We start from the raw sequence: 22356 nt of genomic DNA on the forward strand, positions 1-22356 counted from the left end.
TAAGTTAACCCAAGATTTCGTCTACAGATTTACCACGTTTTGCTGCCATCTTCTCTGGAGTTGACATATCACGTAAACCGTTAAACGTTGCGCGAACAACGTTAGCAGTATTGGTAGAACCATAACATTTAGTCAAAACATCTTTGACACCAGCAACTTCTAATACAGCACGCATTGCGCCACCAGCGATTACGCCAGTACCTTCAGATGCAGGCTGCATATAAACTTTACTAGCACCATGACGTGCTTTGATCGGATGATACAAAGTTGCATCATTAAGCTCAACAGTAATCATATTACGTTTGGCAGCTTCTAGTGCTTTTTGGATAGCAGCTGGCACTTCACGTGCTTTACCACGACCAAAACCAACACGACCATTGCCATCGCCCACTACAGTCAATGCAGTGAAAGAGAAAATACGACCACCTTTAACAACTTTTGCAACGCGATCAACGGTAACTAAGCGTTCTACTAGACCGTCAGTCTGTTCATTTTTATCATTTTTATCATTTCTAGCCATGATTAAAACTCCAATCCGTTTTCGCGAGCTGCTTCTGCTAAAGCTTTAACTCGACCATGATATTTAAAACCACTACGGTCAAAGGCAACTTTAGTGATACCAGCTGCTTTTGCGCGTTCTGCGATCATTTGGCCCACAGACGTTGCTGCATCAGCATTGCCAGTCGCGCCTGAGCGCAAGCTGCCGTCTAAGGTAGATGCCTGAGCAATCACTTCACCACCGGTAGGAGAGATAATCTGGGCATAAATATGTTTTGGCGTGCGAGTAACCGTTAAGCGATGAACGCCTAAGAAACGGATATGCGCGCGGGTTTTCTTAGCTCGACGCAGACGAGCTGCTTTTTTATCAAACATTTCAACTCACCTTATTTTTTCTTGGCTTCTTTGCGAATCACATGCTCGTCACTATAACGAATACCTTTACCTTTATAAGGCTCAGGTGGGCGGAAACCGCGGATATTAGCCGCTGCTTGACCAAGCTGCTGTTTATTGTTTGATTTCAAAACAATTTCAGTTTGCGTTGGGGTTTCAGCTGACACACCTTCAGGCAACGTATATTCTACTGGATGAGAGTAACCAACGTTCAAAGTTACCTTGTTACCAGCAACTTGTGCGCGATAACCAACACCAATTAACTGAAGACGCTTTTCAAAGCCTTCATTCACGCCTTTAACATAGTTGTTAACAAGAGCGCGCATGGTGCCAGTGTGCATCATAGCTTCTTTTGAATCGACTGTAGGTGAGAAAATGATCGCATCATCTTCCTGTTTCAGCTCGACCAATTCATGCAGGCGTAAAGACAAAATGCCGTTCTTGCCTTTCACTTCGACCTGCCGATCGTTCAAAGTAACACTTACGCCGTTTGGCAGTGTCACTGGGGCTTTAGCCACACGAGACATAGGAATATTCCTTAAAAAATTAACTTCTTTATATTAGCGAAAAAACTAACAGGCTAAAAAGCGTGTTAGTTTAGCATAGTTGACTGCGTTAGACACCTATCAATTTGAAATAATTCATTATTACTCAATCAATAGAAGTCTAACAATCATCAAATAGACTTTATCGTCGTGTAGCTTACGCTACAAATGCGACGATTTCACCACCGATACCAGCAGCGCGTGCAGCACGATCACTCATGATGCCTTGGCTAGTTGATACGATAGCAACACCCATACCTTGCTTAACAGTAGGGATAGCGTCTTTACCGCGGAACTGGCGTAAACCAGGACGGCTAAAACGTTGAATCGTTTCGATGACAGCGCGGCCTTCGAAGTATTTCAATTCGATCGATAGGGTTGCTTTATTGTTTGCTTCTTCAGTAACAACAGCGCTCGCCACATAACCTTCGCTAACTAGCAAATCAGCAATTGATTTACGTAGTTAGAGCTCGGCATTGCTACCGATACTTTGTTAGCCATTTGTGCGTTACGAATACGGGTTAGCATATCCCCAACGGTATCTTGCATACTCATATAGTTACCCCTTACCAGCTTGCTTTACGAACACCAGGCACATCGCCTTGCATGACACGCTCACGCAGCATATTGCGTGATAAGCCAAACTTGCGGAAGTAACCGTGAGGACGACCGGTGATAGCACAACGATTGCGTAGACGTACTGGCGATGAATTGCGTGGAAGAGCTTGTAGCTCTAGCATCGCTTCCATACGAGTTTCGTCACTTGCAGTCATATCACTGATAGTTTCTTTTAGCTTGATACGCTTATCAGCGTACTTAGCAACCATTTTTTCGCGCTTTAATTCGCGGTTAATCATGCTCTTCTTTGCCATAACGTCTTTACCTTATTTAAATGGGAAGCCGAATGCTTTAAGCAACGCGCGACCTTCTTCATCAGATTGAGCTGACGTGGTGATTGTCACATCCATACCGCGGATACGATCAATCTTGTCAAAATCTACTTCTGGGAATACGATCTGTTCTTTGATACCCAATGAGTAGTTACCACGTCCGTCAAAGGCTTTAGGTGAAAAACCGCGGAAATCACGAATACGAGGAATTGCAATGGCAATGAGACGATCTAAAAATTCGTACATTTGCTCACCGCGTAGCGTTACTTTGCAGCCAATTGGCCATTCTTCACGAATTTTAAAGCCAGCAACTGATTTACGCGCTTTGGTGACGACAGGTTTTTGACCAGCGATAGCGGTCATGTCAGCTACTGCACCTTCAAGCAATTTCTTGTCTTGAGACGCGCCGCCTACACCCATGTTAAGTGTGATTTTAGTGATTTTAGGTACTTGCATCACATTAGCCAAACCAAGCTCTTCTTTGATTTGCTGCTTTAATTCTTCGTTATATAAAGATTTTAATCTTGCCATTACCATTACACCCTTAGTGTCTTACGCAGTCGCCACTACTTCACCGCTCGAACGATAGACGCGTTGTTTCTTGCCGTCTTCGCCGAACTGATAAGTAATACGATCAGCTTTTTGGGTTTGCGCATTTAATATTGCGACATTTGAGATATGTAGAAAAGCTTCTTTCTTAAGAATGCCACCTTCAACGCCAGTTGCCTGATTTGGCTTCTGATGTTTAGTGACAATATTAATGCCTTCAACTTTAATACGATCATTTTTTACAGCTTGTACAGTACCTTGCTTGCCTTTGTCTTTCCCAGCAATCACGATAACTGTATCGCCTTTACGTAATTTTGACATGGATTACCTCACAATACTTCTGGTGCTAGTGATACAATTTTCATAAACTGATCACCACGTAGTTCACGAGTTACCGGTCCAAAAATACGAGTTGCAATCGGTGCTTTATTTTGGTTCAACAATACCGCAGCATTGTCGTCAAAACGCAGAACAGAACCATCAGGACGACGAACGCCTTTTTTGGTACGTACAACTACAGCATTCATCACGTCGCCTTTTTTAACACGACCGCGAGGAATGGCTTCTTTAACCGTTACTTTAATAATGTCGCCAACTGATGCATAACGACGATGAGAGCCACCCAGTACTTTAATGCACTGAACTCGTCTTGCACCGCTATTATCTGCAACTTCCAGCATCGATTCAACCTGAATCATAGCGTTACTCCACACGTATGAGCAATAAAAACCAGTTGCTGCCGCTAGCACAGTATGAGTAGTCGGCATTTTAATAATAATAACCGCTGCTACTCTTAATGTGAGTGATATACGCTCGGCGCAATCAGCATCCTTAAAAAGGCGGCTATTTTAACAGCTTCTGGCTTTTAATGCAATTTACTTAGATTTTTTCTACTTTTTCAACCACTTCAACCAAAGTCCAAGACTTGGTTTTAGAGATTGGACGCGTTTCTTTGATGCGGACAAGGTCGCCTTGTTGGCAAACATTATTCTCATCATGGGCTTTGATTTTTGTAGAACGACGAAGCTGCTTGCCATACAAAGGATGACGAACCAGACGCTCAATCAAAACTGTGATGGACTTGTCCATCTTGTCACTGACAACTCGTCCTGTCAATACGCTAGCATTAGCTGTTTGATTGTTATCGCTCATGAGTCGCCTCGTTGTTTCTCGTTAATCAAAGTCTGAAGCTGAGCAATCGCACGACGATTAACACGTACTTCATGGGTATTACCCAACTGACCAGTTGCTTTAGCCATACGAATACGGAAAGCATCAAGTTGCTTTTCATCAAGTAACTGAGTCAGTTCTTCTAATGATTTATCACGTAATTCACTGATCTTCATTACATTATCGTCCGCTTAACAATGGTAGTTTTAAAGGGCAGTTTTGCTGCAGCAAGCGTAAACGCTTCGCGAGCAAGTTCTTCTGAAACCCCTTCGAGTTCATATAGCACTTTACCAGGTTTGATTTCGCATACCCAATATTCTACAGGACCTTTACCTTTACCCATACGTACTTCTAGTGGTTTATTGGTAATTGGTTTGTCTGGGAATACACGAATCCAAATCTTACCACCACGCTTAATTTTACGAGTGATGGTACGACGTGCTGCTTCAATTTGACGGGCAGTCATACGACCACGAGTCAACGATTTTAGACCAATTTGTCCGAATGCAACGGTGCTTCCACGATGAGCTAGCCAGTGTTACGACCTTTGTGCATTTTACGAAACTTGGTACGTTTTGGCTGTAACATAGTTTAACCTCTGTCTGTGTTTCGACGGTTTCCGTTTCCACGACCACGGCGTTTTGGCGCACGAGTCTGCTCTTCTTTAACGGGATTGTATACACTGTTCATACCGTCAAGGATTTCGCCACGGAAGATCCAAACTTTTACACCGATGGTGCCGTAAGTAGTTTCCGCACGTACTGACGAATAGTCGATATCAGCGCGTAGTGTATGCAATGGCACACGACCTTCACGGTACCATTCAGTACGAGCAATCTCAGCACCGCCAAGACGGCCAGACAGCTCAACTTTAATACCTTTAGCACCAGAACGCATGCTGTTCTGTACGGCGCGCTTCATAGCACGGCGGAACATAACACGACGCTCAAGCTGACTTGCGATACCTTCCGCTACTAAATGAGCATCAAGATCAGGCGAGGTGATTTCTTCAATGTTGACCTGAGCAGGTACGCCCATAATTTTGGTCAATTCTTTTTGAAGTCTTTCAATGTCTTCGCCTTTCTTACCGATAACAATACCAGGACGCGCAGTGGCGATGGTAATCTTAGCAGCACCGGTAGGACGCTCAATCATGATTTTGCTAATCATAGCACTATCAAGCTTTTTGCGCAGATATTCACGAACTTGAATGTCATTGATTAGGTATTCTGAGTATTGTTTAGGGTTAGCATACCAGTTTGCGTTATGCTTCTTTACAACACCAAGACGAATTCCGATTGGATGTACTTTTTGACCCATAACTTATTCTCCTACCTTTATAGTGATGTGACAGGTGCGCTTACTGATACGATCAGCGCGACCTTTAGCACGTGGTAGGATACGTTTTAGCGTAATGCCTTCATCAACGTAGATGGTTGATACTTTAAGGGTATCAATATCTAGACCGTTGTTATGTTCGGCATTGGCGATGGCTGAGTTAAGACATTTCTTAACAAATACAGCGCCTTTTTTATTACTATACGTTAGGATATCCAAAGCACGCTCGATAGATTTGCCACGAACTTCATCGGCAACGAGTCTAACTTTTTGTGCCGATATGGCGGCACCGCGTAATTTTGCAGTTACTTCCATGGTAAGCACCTTATCTCTTAGCTTTTTTGTCAATGCCATGACCACGATACGTACGAGTCGGGGCAAATTCACCTAGTTTATGACCAACCATCTGTTCACTCACGATAACCGGTACATGAGTACGGCCATTGTGAACAGACAAGGTTAAGCCAACCATTTGTGGTAGGATCATCGAGCGGCGCGACCAAGTCTTAATTGGCTTGCGTGAGTTGGTGTCTAATGCATTCTCAACTTTGGCAAACAAATGCGCGTCTATGAATGGACCTTTTTTCAATGAACGAGGCATGAAATTCTTCCTTTATTTCTTCTTGGCGCGACGGCGGATGATCATATTGTCAGTACGCTTATTACTACGCGTTTTAAGTCCTTTAGACTTCTGACCCCAAGGGCTGGTTGGATGGCGACCTTTATTACGACCTTCACCACCACCATGTGGGTGATCAACCGGGTTCATAGCAACACCACGAACAGAAGGACGAACACCACGCCAACGTGAAGCACCGGCTTTACCAAGTGATTTCAAGTTGTTTTCAGTGTTAGAAACTTCACCAATAACGGCACGGCAGTTCACGTGTACACGGCGAGTTTCGCCAGAGCGCATACGTAGAATAGCATAAATACCTTCACGACCTAACAACTGAACGCTAGCACCCGCAGAACGAGCCATCTGTGCGCCTTTACCGATTTTAAGTTCGATATTATGGATCACAGTACAATGGGATGTTTTTCAGCGGTAAACAGTTACCTGGACGAATTGGTGATAGCTCACCTGACATTACTGTATCGCCAACTGCTTGTTTTTTAGCAGCAATGATATAGCGACGTTCGCCATCAGCGTACTTAAGTAAAGCAATGTGCGCAGTACGGTTAGGATCGTATTCAATACGCTCTACCGTGGCTGGGATATTGTCTTTAGTACGTTTGAAATCGATAATACGATAATGCTGCTTATGACCACCGCCAATATGACGAGTCGTTATGCGACCATTATTGTTACGACCACCAGTTTTACTTTTTGATTCGAGAAGCGCTGCAAACGGACGACCTTTATAAAGGTGTGGATGCACCACTTTTTCAACAAAACGACGGCCTGGTGATGTTGGCTTTGCTTTTACGATAGGCATGAGTGTAATCCTTATTCGTTGTTCGCTGTTTCACTAGTAGAAGCAGTCGTATTCGCGACCTCTTCACCAGCATCAGCCATTTGTACATCTTGACCAGCTTTTAAGGTAACATAGGCTTTTTTGTAGTCATTACGACGGCCGATACTTTTACCAAAACGCTTTGTCTTACCTTTAACATTCAAAGTGTTTACTTTTAAAACTTCAACACCTTCAAACATCATCTCAACCGCTTTTTTGACTTCAAGCTTAGTAGCGTTAGAGTCAATTTTAAATACCTGCACACCAAGTGAGTCGCCAAGCATTTGAGATTTCTCTGAGAATACAGGTCCTCTTAGGATCTGATAAAGTCTTGCGTTATTCATGCTAGTGCTTCCTCAAATTGTTTCGCAGCTTCGACTGTCATGATCACTTTATCAAAAGCGATCAAGCTCACTGGATCCACTTCACTTGTATCAAGTACATTGACATGTGGGATGTTGCGAGCAGCTAAGTATAAGTTTTCGTCAACTTCTTTAGTGACGATTAATGCACGTGATGCATTTAACTCACCTAACTTTGCAATCAACTCTTTAGTCTTAGGTCCAGAAACGCTTAGTTCTTCGACCAAAATCAAACGCTCTTGGCGAATCAATTCGGCTAAGATACACTGCATAGCACCGCGATACATTTTACGGTTGACTTTCTGTGACCAATCTTGTGGTTTAGCCGCGAATGCACGACCACCCCCACGCCAGATTGGGCTACGAATAGAACCTGCACGAGCGCGACCAGTACCTTTTTGGCGCCATGGCTTAATGCCACCACCAGAAACTTCGGCACGGGTTTTTTGAGCGCGTGTACCTTGACGAGCACCAGCAAGATATGCGGTGACGACTTGATGCACTAGTGCTTCGTTGAATTCACGACCGAAAGCCGTATCAGAAAGCTCAACTGCCGCCCCTGTAACTGTTTTTAAATCCACGTTAATCCCCTTGCTTAGGCTTTGACTGACGGACGTACGATGACATCGCCACCGGTGCACCTGATAGCACCCTTGATGACAAGTAACCCTTTTTCAACATCAACCGATATCACTTCTAGGCCCTGAACGGTAACGCGTTTGTTACCCATCTGACCTGGCATTTTTTTGCCTTTGAAGACTTTACCTGGTGACTGGTTTTGACCAGTTGAACCAATGGCACGGTGAGATACTGAGTTACCATGAGTGGCATCTTGCATGCTGAAGTTGTGACGCTTCACGCCGCCTTGAAAGCCTTTACCTTTACTGTTACCTGTGACATCAACCATCTGACCTTGTTCGAACAAGTCAGCTAGGATCTCACCACCAATTTCACGACCTTCAAGATCGCTATCATTGGCACGAAATTCCCAAACACCACGACCAGCGGCAACGCCAGCTTTAGCGAAGTGACCTTTTTGAGCTGCTGCTACGCGGCTGTCACGACGGGTACCTGTGGTAACTTGGATGGCTTGATAGCCATCTACATCAGTATTTTTTACTTGAGTAATGCGATTAGCACTGATCTCAACCACTGTTACAGGGATAGATGCGCCTGCTTCAGTGAAGACACGGGTCATGCCGCATTTTTTACCGACTAAACCGATCGCCATTTTAGACCTCTTTATATCTTATATTAATGGGTTGGGTGTTTATGTGCATTAACCCAAAGCAATTTGAACGTCAACACCCGCCGCCAAGTCAAGCTTCATTAGCGCATCCACAGTTTTGTCGGTAGGTTGAACGATGTCAACCATACGCTTATGAGTACGGATTTCGTACTGATCACGAGCGTCTTTGTTTACGTGTGGTGAAGTTAGAACGTTGAAGCGCTCAATGCGAGTCGGCAACGGTACAGGACCACAAACTTGCGCACCGGTGCGCTTTGCAGTATCAACAATCTCTTGTGCAGATTGATCAATCAGACGATGATCAAAAGACTTAAGACGGATACGGATTCTCTGGTTAGCCATGCCAGCAAGCTCCTAATATGTGCTTTTGTCATCTTTGCTTTGCAAAGATATGATCAAAAGCCGTTTGGTTAAATATTCACTTAAAGCGGCCTTCTGTTCTTAACCAGAATGAGTTCTTTATCCGAACTTGTAGCGTGCCAAAAGCAAAATAGTTTAAAGCCCCGCCGACCCTTCCATTATAGGATGTCAGCAAAGGCATAATGAAATAGTGCTAGAAACGATGCTCTAGCTGTCATAGCGCCCGCTGTTTGATTGGCGGCGCATATATAATTCAGTGGTGTATATTATACATAGTATTTCAGTCATTGCAAGGGCAATATCTGTAGCGACTTATGATATTACCCTTTATAAACAGTAATATGTAAACAACCGTATCTGTGCTTAATAATCATGCTTATATGAATCGATAACTATGCACTGTTAATCTAAAACTATGAAACATCAATCCAAAACAATGTCATATTGCTCTTGAGTATAGAGATTTTCGACATCAAAGGTAATCACTCTACCAAGTAAATACTCTAAATCTGCCACCGTGTCTGACTCTGAAGTGAGAAGTAAATCAATAACTGCAGCATGAGCAACGACCGTAAATTTCTTGGGAGAGTTATAAGTACGAGCACAACGCATGATTTCACGGAATATCTCAAAGCAGACTGTCTCAGCCGTTTTGACAAAGCCGCGTCCTTGACAGGTCGAGCACGGCTCACATAGCTGCTGTCCGAGCGACTCACGCGTACGTTTACGCGTCATCTCTATTAACCCAAGCTCACTGACCTGAGTAATCTTAGTTTTGGCATAGTCTTGTACTAGCTGTGATTGCAGACTCTCTAACACATCATCTTTATGCTGCTGTTCAAGCATGTCAATAAAGTCTAGGATGATAATACCGCCTAGATTACGCAAACGCAGCTGACGGGCGATTGCATGAGTTGCCTCAAGATTGGTTTTATAAACCGTATCTTCTAACGAACGCCCGCCTACGAATGATCCCGTATTAACATCGATTGTGGTCATCGCTTCTGTTTGGTCGATAATCAGATAGCCACCTGATTTTAAATCTACGCGACGTTTTAAAGCATCACGCAAATCATCTTCGACGCGATGGACATCAAACAAGGATGGCTCAGCGGTATAATGTACAATGCGGTCATACACAAAAGGCACAAACTCTTTGGCAAAGGATCTGACTTGTTCATAAATTTGTGCATTATCAATGATGACTTTCTCGGTATCCGCGTGTACCAAATCACGGATAGAGCGCAGCGGTAATGATAGCTCTTGATAAATAAGCTCAGAACTTTGATGTTGTTTCATCTCTTGGCGACGCGCGCAGATGGTACGCCACAGTTGCAATAGATAATAAATGTCTTCTTCAAGCTTATCGACAGGGACACGTTCAGCGGCGGTACGAGCGATGAGACCGCCTTTTAGATTGACCGTTTGCATCAAACTAGATAGCTCAGTCTTCAGACGAGTGCGCTCTTCTTCACCATCAATGCGCTGAGAGATACCAATGTGTTCGCTTGAGGGTAGATACACCAAATAGCGAGATGGCAAGGATATATTGGTGGTCAAGCGAGCGCCTTTACTGCCCAACTGATCTTTGGTCACTTGCACTAAAATACGTTGGCTTTCATGCAAGCGATATTGAATCAACGTTTTAGAAACAGGGATGACTTCGGTATTTTGTATACTAATCACCGGTGGCGTGACAGCCAAGTTATCAGTACTATTTTCTACCACAGCATCTTCTATATTGCTATCCGAGTTTTTATCGCTATTGTCAGCCGCTTTACTTTTATTTTCTGCTACTGGACGCGGCTCACGCTGCATATCATTGACATGTAAAAATGCTGTCCGCGACTGCCCGATATCAACGAATGCTGCCTGCATACCAGGTAAAACGCGTACGACTGTACCCAGATAGATATTGCCGACCAGACCCAATTTATGATGACGTTCAATATAAATTTCGCCCAAGATGCCATTGTCTAAGACTGCGACACGGGATTCCATTGGACTAATATTAATCAGCAGCTCTTCGGACATAATGTTTTTCTCTTATCTCTCAGCTTTCTTGTTAGACGTTCATCGTCTATTATCTTTATAGTGTAACAAATGCAGCTGGCTCTCGCCCATTACTCTCGCGTGTTATTATGTGCAGCAGGTTAGAGTGACAACCAATCTCTGAGAGACCAATAATCTCCATCCGGTTCTGTCTCGTATTTTATTTGATACTAATATCTGTGACGTTTTTAATTAACGCCAGCGTTTGTGGAAGTGGTAAACCCACGACATTGGTATAGCTCCCATTGATACGGCTGACCCAAATAGCACCCAAACCTTGTATACCATAACCACCCGCTTTATCAGCAGGCTCACCACTTTCCCAATAGTTACTCATCATCTCCGCAGTTAGCGCTATAAAGGTCACTTCGGTACGCTCAGTGATTCGTTGCTGATTAATGATTTGAAATACTGGCTCATGAGTTGAGCTGTTAGCCGCTTTAGAAGATAATGATACATGCGTTGCTTGAACCGCTGTCCATACTTCATGGACATTATCAGACATCTGTTGCCACATGCTATAAGCGTGCTCACGATCGACTGGCTTGACCAGCACTGTTTGACCATCTGCCAGCACACCGATGGTATCAGACGTTAGAATGATAAGTGAGTCAGAAAAACAGCTTTTATCCGTTTTCAAACGTGATGCTAGTTGCTGTATGGCAGCCTCAGCTTTAGTGGCGACCATGCGCTCGATATAGTCTGTGGGTGACTCCTCATCATGCTGTGTTTCATCGACATCTACACTCAATGTGCTAAATTCTAGTTGTGCTCTTTCTAACAGCTCACGACGGCGCGGCGAACCAGAAGCTAAAATAATATCCATCGCTACTCTCTTTATATCTGAATTTATCTACCTACTACCGAAAACTGCTGCCTGTTAGTGCATTAACATTAGGTAGTCATAATTAATAAACACCAGTGCTACAATTTTATTGGCTATCAGCAGAATTTTTCTTATGACGCAAATTTACGTAAAGCCAGTAGTACCAATGGCCAGCTGATGATACTCATCAACAGTGATAAGGCAGATTGTGCGACAAAGACATTCTGGATAAACATCTGCAATATCCATAAACATAATTGAAAAACAACCAATCCTAAGCTCGCTAATAACCATGCACTGATGGTATTTAGTTGCCTAATATAAATACTGGTTATTTTTATGAAGAAGGCGACTGCCACGGCGGCAAAGGCTTGCTGTCCCAAATGGGTATCCATGAGTAAGTCAGCAATGAGACCGATGGTAAATGCTGTAAAAATACCAACATAGCGCGGCTGAAATAACAACCAAAAAATCAGCACCATGATCATGACCATAGGGCGTAAGGTAGCCATACTAGGACTTAACGGATAGACATTAAGCGATGACGCAATAACAAAACTTAGAATGATGGTAGCAATCAGTAGTACCGTTGCATTCTCAGAATCAGGATACGACATGGGTACTTACCTTAACGAATGTATTGATGGCTGCTGTTAAAGCATGAGTGGGCATTGATGGGGTAAAAACCATGGCTAAAAATGTATCGACAAACAAACCAATTAGTAAATAGATGCCAGCCATTGTCTGATTGGTGCTTACGTATTGAGCGCCTAACTTCTTAGCGCTCATTGAGGGTAATATTATTTTTATTCACCAGCTTATCTTGCAGGACTAATACATACGCATTATCGATAAAGTTCGCCGCTGGGGTCACTTCTATACTTCTAAAGTTATCAGCTTGAGTATCTTTAACATGGGCGATACGCCCGACACGATACCCTGCTGGAATACGCCCACCCAATCCTGATGACACCAGCTCATCACCCACACGCACGTCTGAGGTTTTGAATACATAGTCAAGGCTTAATGAGGTTGGTATCCCTTGCCCTGTCACGATAGCGCGTTGACCTGTGCGCTTGACTGTAACTGCAACTGATTGCTGCTCATCAGTAATCAATAGTAGGCGACTGGTATTGGGATAGACATTAATAATCTGCCCTAAAATACCGTCTTCATCAATCACTGTCTGTCCAACTTGAACCCCGTCTTGAATCCCTTTATTGAGCACCACGATTTGTCTGAGTAAGTTGGTGTCTGTACCGATTACCTGTGCCAAATTAAGATCAAACTGTTCAGGCTTGGTCGTTGATAAAATACCTTGCAGCCGCGCATTTTGTGCCAAAATATAATCCTGCTGCTGCAACTTGGCTTGCGCATGGATAAGCTGAGACTTCAATTGCATGTTTTCGCGGCGCAGCGCTTCTTTAGACTGTAAGCTGCCACCTGCAATGCTTGGCATAACTCGGTAACAGTGATAGTTCATAAATAGGCTGCATAGCGGCATGACTGGTACTACGTACTGGATTAAACCATTCTGAATTTTTGCTATCGAACCACATCAGTATTAGAGCTGCTATTAATACAATGGCAGTCTTACGAAGTGCTAAGGGCTGGCGCGCAAAAATACTTGGGGTCATAAGTTGTCTAACTCAGGAGTTATAAAATAAGCAGTAGCCAGTACTGGGTTCTAGTTGATTAATGCAATTAAAGGCAGCGCAACTGGCTACCTTTAATTTTATACTGTTTTGACCCACTATTTTTACGCAAGCTATCATCAAGCACGACGAAGATGATTTATCAATACCGCAGTGCTTAACTAAAGCAATCTAAACAAATATCATGTTCAAGCTTTTGTTATTGATAAAGTCAAGTGCAATACCACCGCCGCGGCTGACGCAAGTCAGCGGATCTTCGGCAACGGTCACAGGTAGACCCGTCTCTCTTGAAATCAATTTGTCCAAATCACGTAACAGCGCACCGCCGCCCGTCAAAACAATACCACGCTCTGCGATGTCTGATGACAGCTCAGGTGGCGTCTGCTCAAGTGCAGCTTTCACCGCGCTAACGATACCGCTCAGCGGATCACTCAGGGCTTTTTGTACTTCTTCTGAGTTGACAGTAAAGGTTTTTGGCACGCCTTCTGCCATGCTACGACCGCGAACTTCGACTTCTAACTGACTGTCTTCATTCAAAGCAGAGCCAACTTCATGCTTGATACGCTCAGCTGTCGTCTCACCAATCACGCAACCATGGGTACGGCGTACGTGGGTGATAATCGCGTCATCAAACATATCGCCACCGATACGAATCGACTCAGCATAAACGCAACCAGATAACGCGATAACGGCAATCTCCGTCGTGCCGCCACCAATATCAACCACCATCGAACCGCTGGCTTCATGAACTGGCAAGCCAGCACCGATGGCAGCTGCCATTGGCTCTTCTAACAATAGTACTTTACTCGCACCTGCCGAAGATACCGCTTCACGAATCGCTTTACGCTCAACCAGAGTAGACTTACAAGGCACACAAACCACCACGTTAGCTGCGCCATAAAACGCTTGGCTTTTACCTTCATGATGAAATGCTTGAGCATTTTTTGCGTCACTTCAAAGTCAGCAATCACGCCGTCTTTTAATGGGCGAATCGCTGTAATGTTAGCAGGTGTACGACCAAGCATCTGCTTGGCATCAATACCAACAGCCGCAACGGTAGGGTTTTGTGTACGATTACTTCGTAACGCAACCACCGTAGGCTCGTCAAGTACGACGCCTTTATTAGGAATAAAAATGAGAGTGTTCGCAGTACCGAGGTCGATAGCGATATTATTTGATAAAAATCCAAACAGGTTCATGACTAATATTTCCAGCGTATTACAAATGAGGCGAATGAGATTGACTGAGATTGACTGAGGCGTTACTCGTCAGCGTTGAGCAGGTCGTCGTTAGACATTACTTATGGCGAAATTTAAACCTCGCAACAAGTCAAACCTAAGCAATAATGATGCAATGGAAAAACTGAGCTAAATTATACCGATTTGGCTCAAAAAAAACACAGATATTTGCATCAGTAAGTCAGGATTTCGGTCTTAAACGCTAAAAGTTGTTACAAAGTTTAAAATAGCAGTAAATACCATTCGACTTAATGAAACATCATTTAATTCAATAACTAACAAGGCTCTACAGGCAAATGATAATTTTACTTAGCAGCACAGGTGCATACTGTAACGTATTTCAGAACGTAATGGGTAAGCAATTGAGAATCAATCGTGAATTATACGGTCAATTTTGCAAATCACGCCATCTTGGTTGATATTGTGCATCAATCAAGCGTCATGCTCTGTAAACTTAAGCCAGATGCTTTATAATAAAGCCACTATATATACATCTTAAGATAAACCCCTTGTTTTAGTTTGTGTTAATAATTATCTATATCTAATGCTTGCCTATTTTAGCCGCATTCTACTCTAACAAAAACTGTCCTTCACTGGAGAAACTATGTCACAGCAACCAGCAACGTCTGACAGCAACGTCAGCCGTGAAGAAATCCTAGAAGTTGCCAACCTTGCACGTTTGGGTGTCGATGAAAGCACAGCCGATAGCTATGCCGGCGATATTAGTAAAGTATTAAAACTGATGAATACGCTATCTAACGTGGATACCACAGGCATCAAACCCTTAGCAAACATTCATGAAGCTTGCCAAGAATTGCGGCTGATGTCGCTAAACACGACATCAATCGCGAGCGCAATCAGTCAGTCGCCCCAGCTGTTGAAGATGGCTTATATTTGGTTCCACAAGTGATTGAATAAGCAGCGCGCTGCTTTAATCGCTACCCTATTTTACTTTATGCTATTCACATTTTGACGGACGACACCTTATGTCAGAACTTCATTTATTAAGTACCCAGCAGCTTATTACGGGCTTGCAAGACAAACAATTTAGCAGCCTTGAGCTGACAGAACACTACATCAAACGTATAGACGCACTTGACAATAAGATTAACAGCTTTATCACTCATACTTCTGAGACAGCACGCGCGCAAGCAAAGGCAGCAGATGAGATGCGTGCTCAGGGCGATCAGCGTCCACTACTTGGCATACCAATGGCGCACAAAGACATCTTTTGTACTCAAGGTGTACTGACGACTTGTGGCTCTAAGATGCTGCATAATTTTATCTCACCTTATAACGCTACCATCGTCTCTAATATCGACAAAGCAGGCATGATTAGTTAGGCAAGCTCAATATGGATGAGTTTGCGATGGGCTCAGACAACAGTAGCTCTTACTATGGCACTGTGCAGAACCCTTGGAACCTAGAGCGCGTCCCTGGTGGTTCGTCAGGTGGTAGTGCTGCCGCCGTTGCCGCAGGTTTTGTCCCAGTCGCAACGGGCAGTGATACTGGTGGCTCTATTCGTCAGCCTGCCTCATTTTGTGGTTTAACCGGTATCAAGCCAACCTATGGTCGCGTCTCTCGCTTTGGTATGATTGCCTATGCCTCAAGTCTGGATCAAGCTGGTAGCATGGGACGCAGCGCTAAAGATTGTGCCTATCTGCTACAGCCAATGATTGGTCACGATCCACGCGATGCAACGTCCATCAAGTATGATATGCCTGACTACGTACAAGATATCAGCGATGCAGAAGCTGCGGCTGGCGATAAGCCATTTAACGGTCTACGTATTGGTGTTGCCAAAGAATACTTTAGTGCTGGACTAGACGCTGAAGTAGAAACGGCCGTACGTGCTGCTCTGAACAAGTATGAAGAGCTAGGTGCGACGATTGTGGAGGTGAATATCACTGATCCTGAGATTACCCTTGCCACTTACTACATGCTCGCCCCTGCCGAAGCATCATCCAACCTGTCACGCTTCGATGGCGTACGCTTTGGCTATCGCTGTGAGAATCCAACCGATCTACTCGATCTATACACGCGTTCACGCTCTGAAGGTTTTGGCCCAGAAGTACAGCGCCGTATCTTGACCGGCACTTATGCGCTCTCGGCTGGTTACTTTGATGCGTACTATACCAAAGCCCAAAAAATCCGCCGCTTAATCGTCAAAGACTTCGATGAAGCCTTTGCTAGCTGTGATGTGATTGCTAGCCCAACAGCACCAACGGCTGCGTATAAGTTGAGTGACAATCTCGACCCTGCGACCATGTACTTGGGTGACGTTTATACTATCGCGGTCAACTTAGCGGGTCTACCTGCACTCAGTCAGCCAGTTGGTCTAACCTCAGAAGGTTTGCCTGTTGGCTTACAATTAATCGGTAAGCATTGGCAAGAGAGCCAATTGCTCACGACTGCTCATCTATTCCAGCAGCATACCGACCATCATTTACAACACTCTACCATCGCAAAGGAGACGGTATAATGAGTACAGCTACTACTGATAACAATGCCGTGCGTGAGCATGCCGTGCGTAAAGAGCTTTTCGTCGATGGCTATGAAGTGGTCATCGGCATCGAGATTCATTGCCAGCTCAATACCGAAAGTAAGATATTCTCAAGTGCGCCCACTGATTTTGGTCATGAGCCAAACAGCCAAGCCAGTATCGTCGACTTGGGTTTACCTGGCGTATTGCCAGTGCTAAATGCTGGCGTAGTCGATCGTGCCCTAAAATTTGGCATCGGCGTCAACGCTGAGTTGGGTCTATTTAATACGTTTGACCGTAAAAACTACTTCTATCCAGATTTGCCTAAAGGCTATCAAATCACTCAGATGGCAAACCCTATCGTTGGCGAAGGCTATATCGATGTCGTGGTCAATGAAGGGGATAAGAACGAATATCCAAAACGTATGGGCATCACCCGCGCGCATTTAGAAGAAGATGCGGGTAAATCAGTCCATGATGCCGTCGATGGTATGACTGGTGTGGATTTGAACCGTGCTGGTACGCCATTAATCGAAATCGTCTCTGAGCCTGATATGCGCTCGGCTCATGAAGCACTTGCCTATATCAAAGCCATTCATCAGCTGGTCACGTGGCTAGGAATCTCAGATGCAGTGATGGCTGAAGGCTCATTCCGCTGTGATTGTAACGTCTCTATTCGTAAGCCTGGTGCTGAATTGGGTACGCGTACTGAGCTCAAAAACCTCAACTCGTTCCGCTTTATCGAACGCGCTATCAATCGTGAAATCGAGCGTCAAATCGATATTTTAGAGGACGGTGGCAAAGTACTGCAGGCAACGATGCTTTATGATCCAGAGCGCGACGAAACTCGTGTGATGCGTACCAAAGAAGACGCCAACGATTATCGTTACTTCCCTGACCCTGACTTGCTACCTGTGCGTATCGAACAGCATACGGTTGATAGCATTCGTGCAGCAATGCCGGAGCTACCCGTTGCTCGTCGTGCCCGTTTTGAAGAAGCGCTTGGTCTATCAGAATATGATGCGCGTATCTTGACTGGTAGTCGTCAAATTGCCGATTACTTTGAAGCTGTGGTCGCAGAAGTTGGGCAAGCAGATGCCAAAATGGCTGGCAACTGGGTGATGGGTGACCTACTCGGTGCACTAAATAAAGATGATAAAGAAATTACTGATTCCCCTATCAGCGCCAAGCAATTGGCTGGTATGCTAGCGCGTATCAAAGACGATACCTTGTCTGGCAAATTGGCTAAGAAAGTCTTTAGTGCGCTCTATGAGCGCGCGGGCGGCGATGCTGATGATGCCGCTGACAAAATCATCGAAGAAAAAGGTCTCAAGCAAGAAACCGATACGGGCGCTATCAAAGCCATCGTTGAAGAAGTCATTGCAAAAAACCAAGCGATGGTCGAAGAATATCGCGGCGGTAAAGAAAAAGCCTTTAACGGTCTGGTTGGGCAAGTGATGAAAGCCAGTCGTGGTAGTGCCAATCCCCAGCAAGTGAACCAAATCTTAAAAGAGCTATTGGGTTAATTGCTGATTGGTTGTACTGAGTGTAATACGTAAATTAGAGTTATAGAATTTGACTAAAATAAATAGCTCTTGCAATATGCATAATTTTGCGTAAAATAGTCAGTCATTCGGGGCGTAGCGCAGTCTGGTAGCGCACTACACTGGGGGTGTAGTGGTCGCAGGTTCAAATCCTGCGTTCCGACCAAGAAATACTAAATAACTCAACGGCTTAGGTCGTTGAGTTATTTTTTTGGCACAAATTTGGCAAAAATTAACATTGTATGCCAAAGTTATTCATGACTGGATGAAGCAGCTCGGCATTACATAAATTACCAATCATAAATGTCGCTGTTATTCCGATAATCAACAAGCCGATTACCCACATTGGCAACGTGAGCGACCAATTAGTTAAGCTTTGACTCTCGCAATTTCTACACCGCCAATCATTCTTTCTAAGCCTAGTTCCACAATCTGGGCACCGCTTATGATTAATAAACATCTCACTTCCTTCCAACCCTATTATTTTTACGCTTTATAAAACCTACATACTACTATACTACGAGCAGACCTCTTTGTTCAAAATCACTGTTTCTACTAGATTATCTTGATTGTCATAACTTGATAGCTTAACCACAACATTATTAGCTGCTTGATATTTTGCACTATAAAAACTCTGACAAAGTTCATCAACACCTAATTCTTGAAGGCTAGGCTCCATATTCTTAACTGCTATTGAGCTTGAATATAAGTTCATTTTCCAGCTCATCAGGTAATTTTTATCTCCCAGATTAAACTCAGGTTGCTCGTTATTGATTTTTTCATTAGCCACTCGATCCATTGAATCAAAAAAAATAGATGCAGTGTCTAAGTCTACATAATGGTAGTCGTCATCTACGACCTCAAAATCTTCAAAAAACTGATCCATCATACTGAATACTTCAGCGTTAGCATTAACTGTTATTCCTATTGATATAACTGCGACTAGCCATTTGTTCATAATATACTACCTATCATAATCAACATCTTTATTTCTTCAAACAATTCGAACTGTTTCTTGATTTTATCATATGTATAACTGCTTTTTTTCTCAGAACTTGATACTTCATAAATACCGTTTATTTTCTCAATTTGATAGGAGCCATGCACTATTAATTGCTTGTTAAATACCTTTTAAGATAGGTTCTTATGGCAAAGTAGGGTTTTTTATCATAGCCAAAGTTATTACCATAGACATAGACGCACAGGCAGCGACAAGTAGTGGAATTGTCATGCATGAAGTATGGTATAGATGGTTATTTATCATAGGTTATCATCTTAGTTTTAATAGTAAGGCATTATTGAGAAGCGCTATTCAACTTAATTTTTATATGATGAATATCATGCTTTAGTAATAGCATAATCAAGCACTACCCTAACCGATACTTGTCATCTATAGACTTTTGGCAAGCGAGCAGCTAGGGTAAATGTACCACTTTATGAAGGTTCAACCCATGTCTGAGGCTATCGCTCAGCCCCTCTCGAATTACCTTATAGATGACGCACCTTGGGACGTATACCAACGACCTTATGTGCGTGATTTAGCGTATGTACTTGCCTGCCCTAACGTCTTGACGGAGTGGCTCGATGTTACACCGCATCAGAATACACATACCGTGTCGGTACATAGCGCACACTTTTGGCAACAGCAGTTTGCGGCGTATCAGCAGCGTTTAGAAGAGCTAGATAGCACCAATGCTTATCAGGTGCTGACTCGCTATTTACTCAAGCGCCCTAGCCCCAATCGTTTGGGTTTTCACTTTGAAGGGTTACTGTCCTTTTGGCTAGAGGATGGCTTTGCGCGCAAGCTACATCCGTATGAAACGCTAGCCAGTAACGTCCAGTTGTATAACGGTAAGCAGACGACTGGTGAGCTGGATTTAATCTTATATAATCATGGAGAAAATCTGGTCGAGCATTGGGAGCTGGCGATTAAGTTTTTTATGGGCTCAGCACCGTTTGCTCCTGAGAACTGGGTTGGCATCAACTCCAAGGACAATCTACAGCGTAAAATGACCCATATGCAAACCAAGCAGTTTCGTACCGTATGGTAGATACCGAAAAGCATGGACAAGTTAACATTGATAAGCGTTATGGCGTGATTAAAGGGCGATTCTTTTTGCCAATTAATACCACTAACTTTACTTATCCGCCTTGGTTAGCACCAAGCTTTCCGATGCACGAATGGTGCGATAGCACTGATATGACGAATCTTGCGACGCTTGATATAAGGGCATTACGAGCCGCCCATTATATCGAATGGTTTACTAGGCGCGACTGCTATGATGGAAGACAGCCGCAGGTAGCTTGGTCAAACGACGCACTGCCTACGACAGGACTATACTTCGAAGGTTATAGTCCGATCGTCATTTATCCTGAACAGCGCGACAAAACGCATGACAAATTTTAGTAACGTCCACCGCATTATATGCACATGGACGCTTTAGCCATCTGTTTTATTAATGCAATGAAGCTACCAAGTATAGCGTCCATACAAGCTAATCTCACTACGTTTGGCTTTTTCTGAATCGAGACTGTCAGTCAGCAATTTGATGCCAGCATAGCGACTGTCTACAGCGAGACCCAATGCTTGCGTTTGCGGCTCTATTAAGCCCGCCACCGTAATGGGGAAAGCATCATTGGACGTTTGGTAGCCTGCGGATAATTGATATAAGTCTTGAATGTCATTCACTTGACCATGTAGACCGAGCTGCCATTGACTGTCTAGCTGATGCTGAAGCTACCTTCAACTCGCCATGGCAATGTCTGTGTGACATCGTCAGTACTAAGCTGCCCTTCAATCGTATAGAGAGGTCTGCCGTTGACGTCATAATCCAACGCATAACGAGTGCTCGGCATGTCTTTCCAGCGCATGCGTCCAAGGATATCGTAGCCACTCAGAGACAACTGCGTACTATCAGACAACTGACCGGTGAGCTGCAAATCGAGCGAATAACCATATCCCGAAGGTTTCGCGGGGTTCCAGTCTAAATTTTCTTCCCCTAAGGCGGTTCATCATAGTAATAATCGATGTAAGCGTTGGTTTTATCTAAACTGTCTCGTATGTCTGTCACCTCATTATTTGGTAACACTCTGGTGCTTAAATCGCCAACTATCTTACCTTCTAATGCATGCAGTCCTTGCCAGAGATTGGCTCGAGTCGTCAATTGCCAGTTAGGCAGGAGCTGCTGCGTCAGACCAATATTAGCACCGAATCTTTCATTGTGCTTGGCTTCCAAAAATAACGGATAAGTTTGACTGGTACTTGAGGGCTGTTTATTTTCATACTGCCAATAAACTTCGGCAGTCTCTTTGCTAAACGTCATTAAATAATCATAACGCCAACCTAGACCGTAGCTAATCGCACTGCCCGCAGGACGAATCTCAAGCGACGTCCGACCTTGGGCATAAGCATGATCACCCGAGTTCAAAGGGGCACTCCAATCGTCTAAAAATGCTGAGATAGGCTGGGTTGGACTATGAGCCGTTGCCATCAGACTCCACTCTATCTGCGCGTTTGACTGAGCAATATGACCGTCCAGCAACCCTGTCGCTTGGGGGTAGAAGTAAAAATTCGTGTCAGCAGCTGGTATATCTGCACTATCAGCAACCGCAGCGCTGGATATCATCATAGCGGCAATCGCTGGCGCAGTGATTAACTTGGTACGGCTGTATAAATGTGATGCTAAGCTTTTAGGTAAAAAACCATAGAGACTTGAAACGTTATATGGCATAAATTTCTCACGTTTAT

At 44.0% G+C, this 22356-nt stretch carries 26 protein-coding genes, 1 tRNA gene and 7 pseudogenes; 6 read left to right on the top strand and 28 right to left on the bottom strand.

Features of this window, described 5'->3' with window-relative positions; all coding sequences use genetic code 11:
- Positions 1–4 precede the first annotated feature (4 nt).
- The 24 genes and pseudogenes from rpsE to TT12_RS10140 all read right to left on the bottom strand — a co-directional run bounded on the left by rpsE (position 5) and on the right by TT12_RS10140 (position 14552).
- Positions 5–520 (bottom strand): 30S ribosomal protein S5, encoded by a 516-nt coding sequence (gene rpsE, locus TT12_RS10025; RefSeq protein WP_010196711.1) that lies wholly within the window; start codon positions 518–520, stop codon positions 5–7.
- 2 nt (positions 521–522) lie between these two features.
- A complete protein-coding gene (gene rplR / locus TT12_RS10030; protein WP_021813381.1) occupies positions 523–873 on the bottom strand; it encodes a 50S ribosomal protein L18 in 351 nt (116 codons plus the stop codon).
- Between the two features lie 11 nt (positions 874–884).
- Positions 885–1418, bottom strand: coding sequence for a 50S ribosomal protein L6 (rplF, locus tag TT12_RS10035; protein WP_045446634.1), 534 nt, complete (start codon positions 1416–1418; stop codon positions 885–887).
- Between the two features lie 175 nt (positions 1419–1593).
- Positions 1594–1991: pseudogene (rpsH, locus tag TT12_RS10040) on the bottom strand (30S ribosomal protein S8).
- Positions 1992–2002: 11 nt separating this feature from the next.
- Entirely contained in the window at positions 2003–2308 is a 306-nt protein-coding gene (gene rpsN, locus TT12_RS10045; RefSeq protein WP_021813378.1) for a 30S ribosomal protein S14, read from the bottom strand.
- A gap of 12 nt (positions 2309–2320) precedes the next feature.
- Entirely contained in the window at positions 2321–2857 is a 537-nt protein-coding gene (gene rplE / locus TT12_RS10050) for a 50S ribosomal protein L5 (protein WP_011512858.1), read from the bottom strand.
- A gap of 21 nt (positions 2858–2878) precedes the next feature.
- The gene (gene rplX, locus TT12_RS10055; protein ID WP_045454466.1) at positions 2879–3196 is read right to left on the bottom strand and encodes a 50S ribosomal protein L24; all 318 of its coding nucleotides are present in this window, start codon (positions 3194–3196) and stop codon (positions 2879–2881) included.
- Between the two features lie 8 nt (positions 3197–3204).
- On the bottom strand, positions 3205–3573 hold the full coding sequence (gene rplN / locus TT12_RS10060; protein ID WP_010196702.1) for a 50S ribosomal protein L14: 369 nt from the start codon (positions 3571–3573) through the stop codon (positions 3205–3207).
- Between the two features lie 181 nt (positions 3574–3754).
- Complete coding sequence (gene rpsQ / locus TT12_RS10065) at positions 3755–4027, bottom strand: 30S ribosomal protein S17 (RefSeq protein WP_045446623.1); 273 nt, start codon at positions 4025–4027, stop codon at positions 3755–3757.
- A complete protein-coding gene (rpmC, locus tag TT12_RS10070) occupies positions 4024–4221 on the bottom strand; it encodes a 50S ribosomal protein L29 (protein WP_011279794.1) in 198 nt (65 codons plus the stop codon). Before rpmC ends, rpsQ begins: the two co-directional genes overlap by 4 nt.
- Positions 4221–4633 (bottom strand): annotated as a pseudogene (gene rplP / locus TT12_RS10075) (50S ribosomal protein L16). The gene rpmC and the pseudogene rplP overlap by 1 nt, the downstream one beginning before the upstream one ends.
- Before the next feature lie 3 nt (positions 4634–4636).
- Positions 4637–5365, bottom strand: coding sequence for a 30S ribosomal protein S3 (rpsC, locus tag TT12_RS10080; protein ID WP_045446618.1), 729 nt, complete (start codon positions 5363–5365; stop codon positions 4637–4639).
- A 3-nt stretch (positions 5366–5368) separates the two neighbouring features.
- On the bottom strand, positions 5369–5698 hold the full coding sequence (gene rplV, locus TT12_RS10085; RefSeq protein WP_045446615.1) for a 50S ribosomal protein L22: 330 nt from the start codon (positions 5696–5698) through the stop codon (positions 5369–5371).
- 10 nt (positions 5699–5708) lie between these two features.
- Positions 5709–5984 carry a 30S ribosomal protein S19 gene (rpsS, locus tag TT12_RS10090; protein ID WP_010196682.1) on the bottom strand — a complete coding sequence of 92 codons (276 nt, stop codon included), beginning with the start codon at positions 5982–5984 and terminating at the stop codon, positions 5709–5711.
- Between the two features lie 12 nt (positions 5985–5996).
- Positions 5997–6822, bottom strand: a pseudogene (gene rplB / locus TT12_RS10095) (50S ribosomal protein L2).
- 11 nt (positions 6823–6833) lie between these two features.
- The gene (gene rplW / locus TT12_RS10100) at positions 6834–7184 is read right to left on the bottom strand and encodes a 50S ribosomal protein L23 (RefSeq protein ID WP_010196677.1); all 351 of its coding nucleotides are present in this window, start codon (positions 7182–7184) and stop codon (positions 6834–6836) included.
- A complete protein-coding gene (rplD, locus tag TT12_RS10105) occupies positions 7181–7783 on the bottom strand; it encodes a 50S ribosomal protein L4 (RefSeq protein ID WP_045446611.1) in 603 nt (200 codons plus the stop codon). The genes rplW and rplD overlap by 4 nt, the downstream gene beginning before the upstream one ends.
- 14 nt (positions 7784–7797) lie before the next feature.
- Positions 7798–8433: a 50S ribosomal protein L3 gene (gene rplC / locus TT12_RS10110; protein WP_045446609.1), complete on the bottom strand. Its 636-nt coding sequence runs from the start codon at positions 8431–8433 to the stop codon at positions 7798–7800.
- A 48-nt stretch (positions 8434–8481) separates the two neighbouring features.
- Complete coding sequence (rpsJ, locus tag TT12_RS10115) at positions 8482–8793, bottom strand: 30S ribosomal protein S10 (protein ID WP_010196670.1); 312 nt, start codon at positions 8791–8793, stop codon at positions 8482–8484.
- 441 nt (positions 8794–9234) lie between these two features.
- On the bottom strand, positions 9235–10845 hold the full coding sequence (locus TT12_RS10120; protein ID WP_045454471.1) for an Rne/Rng family ribonuclease: 1611 nt from the start codon (positions 10843–10845) through the stop codon (positions 9235–9237).
- 178 nt (positions 10846–11023) lie between these two features.
- Positions 11024–11689, bottom strand: coding sequence for a Maf family protein (locus tag TT12_RS10125; RefSeq protein WP_045454474.1), 666 nt, complete (start codon positions 11687–11689; stop codon positions 11024–11026).
- 131 nt (positions 11690–11820) lie between these two features.
- Positions 11821–12306, bottom strand: coding sequence for a rod shape-determining protein MreD (gene mreD, locus TT12_RS10130; RefSeq protein WP_045446600.1), 486 nt, complete (start codon positions 12304–12306; stop codon positions 11821–11823).
- 161 nt (positions 12307–12467) lie between these two features.
- Positions 12468–13326 (bottom strand): annotated as a pseudogene (mreC, locus tag TT12_RS10135) (rod shape-determining protein MreC).
- Positions 13327–13515: 189 nt separating this feature from the next.
- A pseudogene (locus tag TT12_RS10140) lies at positions 13516–14552 on the bottom strand (rod shape-determining protein).
- Between the two features lie 634 nt (positions 14553–15186).
- Here TT12_RS10140 and gatC point away from each other — a divergent pair.
- From gatC to TT12_RS10160, 4 genes and pseudogenes are all read left to right on the top strand, one after another.
- Positions 15187–15500 (top strand): annotated as a pseudogene (gatC, locus tag TT12_RS10145) (Asp-tRNA(Asn)/Glu-tRNA(Gln) amidotransferase subunit GatC).
- A gap of 68 nt (positions 15501–15568) precedes the next feature.
- Positions 15569–17064, top strand: a pseudogene (gene gatA / locus TT12_RS10150) (Asp-tRNA(Asn)/Glu-tRNA(Gln) amidotransferase subunit GatA).
- Positions 17064–18590: an Asp-tRNA(Asn)/Glu-tRNA(Gln) amidotransferase subunit GatB gene (gene gatB, locus TT12_RS10155; protein ID WP_045454478.1), complete on the top strand. Its 1527-nt coding sequence runs from the start codon at positions 17064–17066 to the stop codon at positions 18588–18590. The pseudogene gatA and the gene gatB overlap by 1 nt, the downstream one beginning before the upstream one ends.
- A gap of 108 nt (positions 18591–18698) precedes the next feature.
- Positions 18699–18774, top strand: a tRNA-Pro gene (locus tag TT12_RS10160).
- A gap of 351 nt (positions 18775–19125) precedes the next feature.
- Here the strand turns inward: TT12_RS10160 and TT12_RS10165 are convergent.
- Positions 19126–19566, bottom strand: a complete 441-nt coding sequence (locus TT12_RS10165; RefSeq protein WP_045454482.1) for a hypothetical protein — start codon at positions 19564–19566, stop codon at positions 19126–19128.
- A 493-nt stretch (positions 19567–20059) separates the two neighbouring features.
- On the opposite strand from TT12_RS10165, the gene TT12_RS17380 reads away from it, so the two are divergent.
- Positions 20060–20659, top strand: coding sequence for a DUF1853 family protein (locus TT12_RS17380; RefSeq protein ID WP_243443582.1), 600 nt, complete (start codon positions 20060–20062; stop codon positions 20657–20659).
- Entirely contained in the window at positions 20653–21015 is a 363-nt protein-coding gene (locus TT12_RS17385) for a hypothetical protein (RefSeq protein ID WP_243443583.1), read from the top strand. Before TT12_RS17380 ends, TT12_RS17385 begins: the two co-directional genes overlap by 7 nt.
- 63 nt (positions 21016–21078) lie before the next feature.
- Here the strand turns inward: TT12_RS17385 and TT12_RS10175 are convergent, their stop codons facing one another.
- From TT12_RS10175 to TT12_RS10185, 3 genes are read right to left on the bottom strand one after another with little or no spacing between them, the layout of a single operon-like run.
- Positions 21079–21297, bottom strand: coding sequence for a hypothetical protein (locus TT12_RS10175; protein WP_045454486.1), 219 nt, complete (start codon positions 21295–21297; stop codon positions 21079–21081).
- A 32-nt stretch (positions 21298–21329) separates the two neighbouring features.
- Complete coding sequence (locus tag TT12_RS10180; RefSeq protein ID WP_045454490.1) at positions 21330–21548, bottom strand: hypothetical protein; 219 nt, start codon at positions 21546–21548, stop codon at positions 21330–21332.
- 59 nt (positions 21549–21607) lie between these two features.
- The gene (locus TT12_RS10185) at positions 21608–22339 is read right to left on the bottom strand and encodes a hypothetical protein (RefSeq protein WP_207804046.1); all 732 of its coding nucleotides are present in this window, start codon (positions 22337–22339) and stop codon (positions 21608–21610) included.
- Positions 22340–22356 lie beyond the last annotated feature (17 nt).

The sequence above is a fragment of the Psychrobacter sp. JCM 18903 genome (assembly GCF_000586475.1).
In the GTDB taxonomy this organism is placed as follows: Bacteria; Pseudomonadota; Gammaproteobacteria; order Pseudomonadales; family Moraxellaceae; genus Psychrobacter.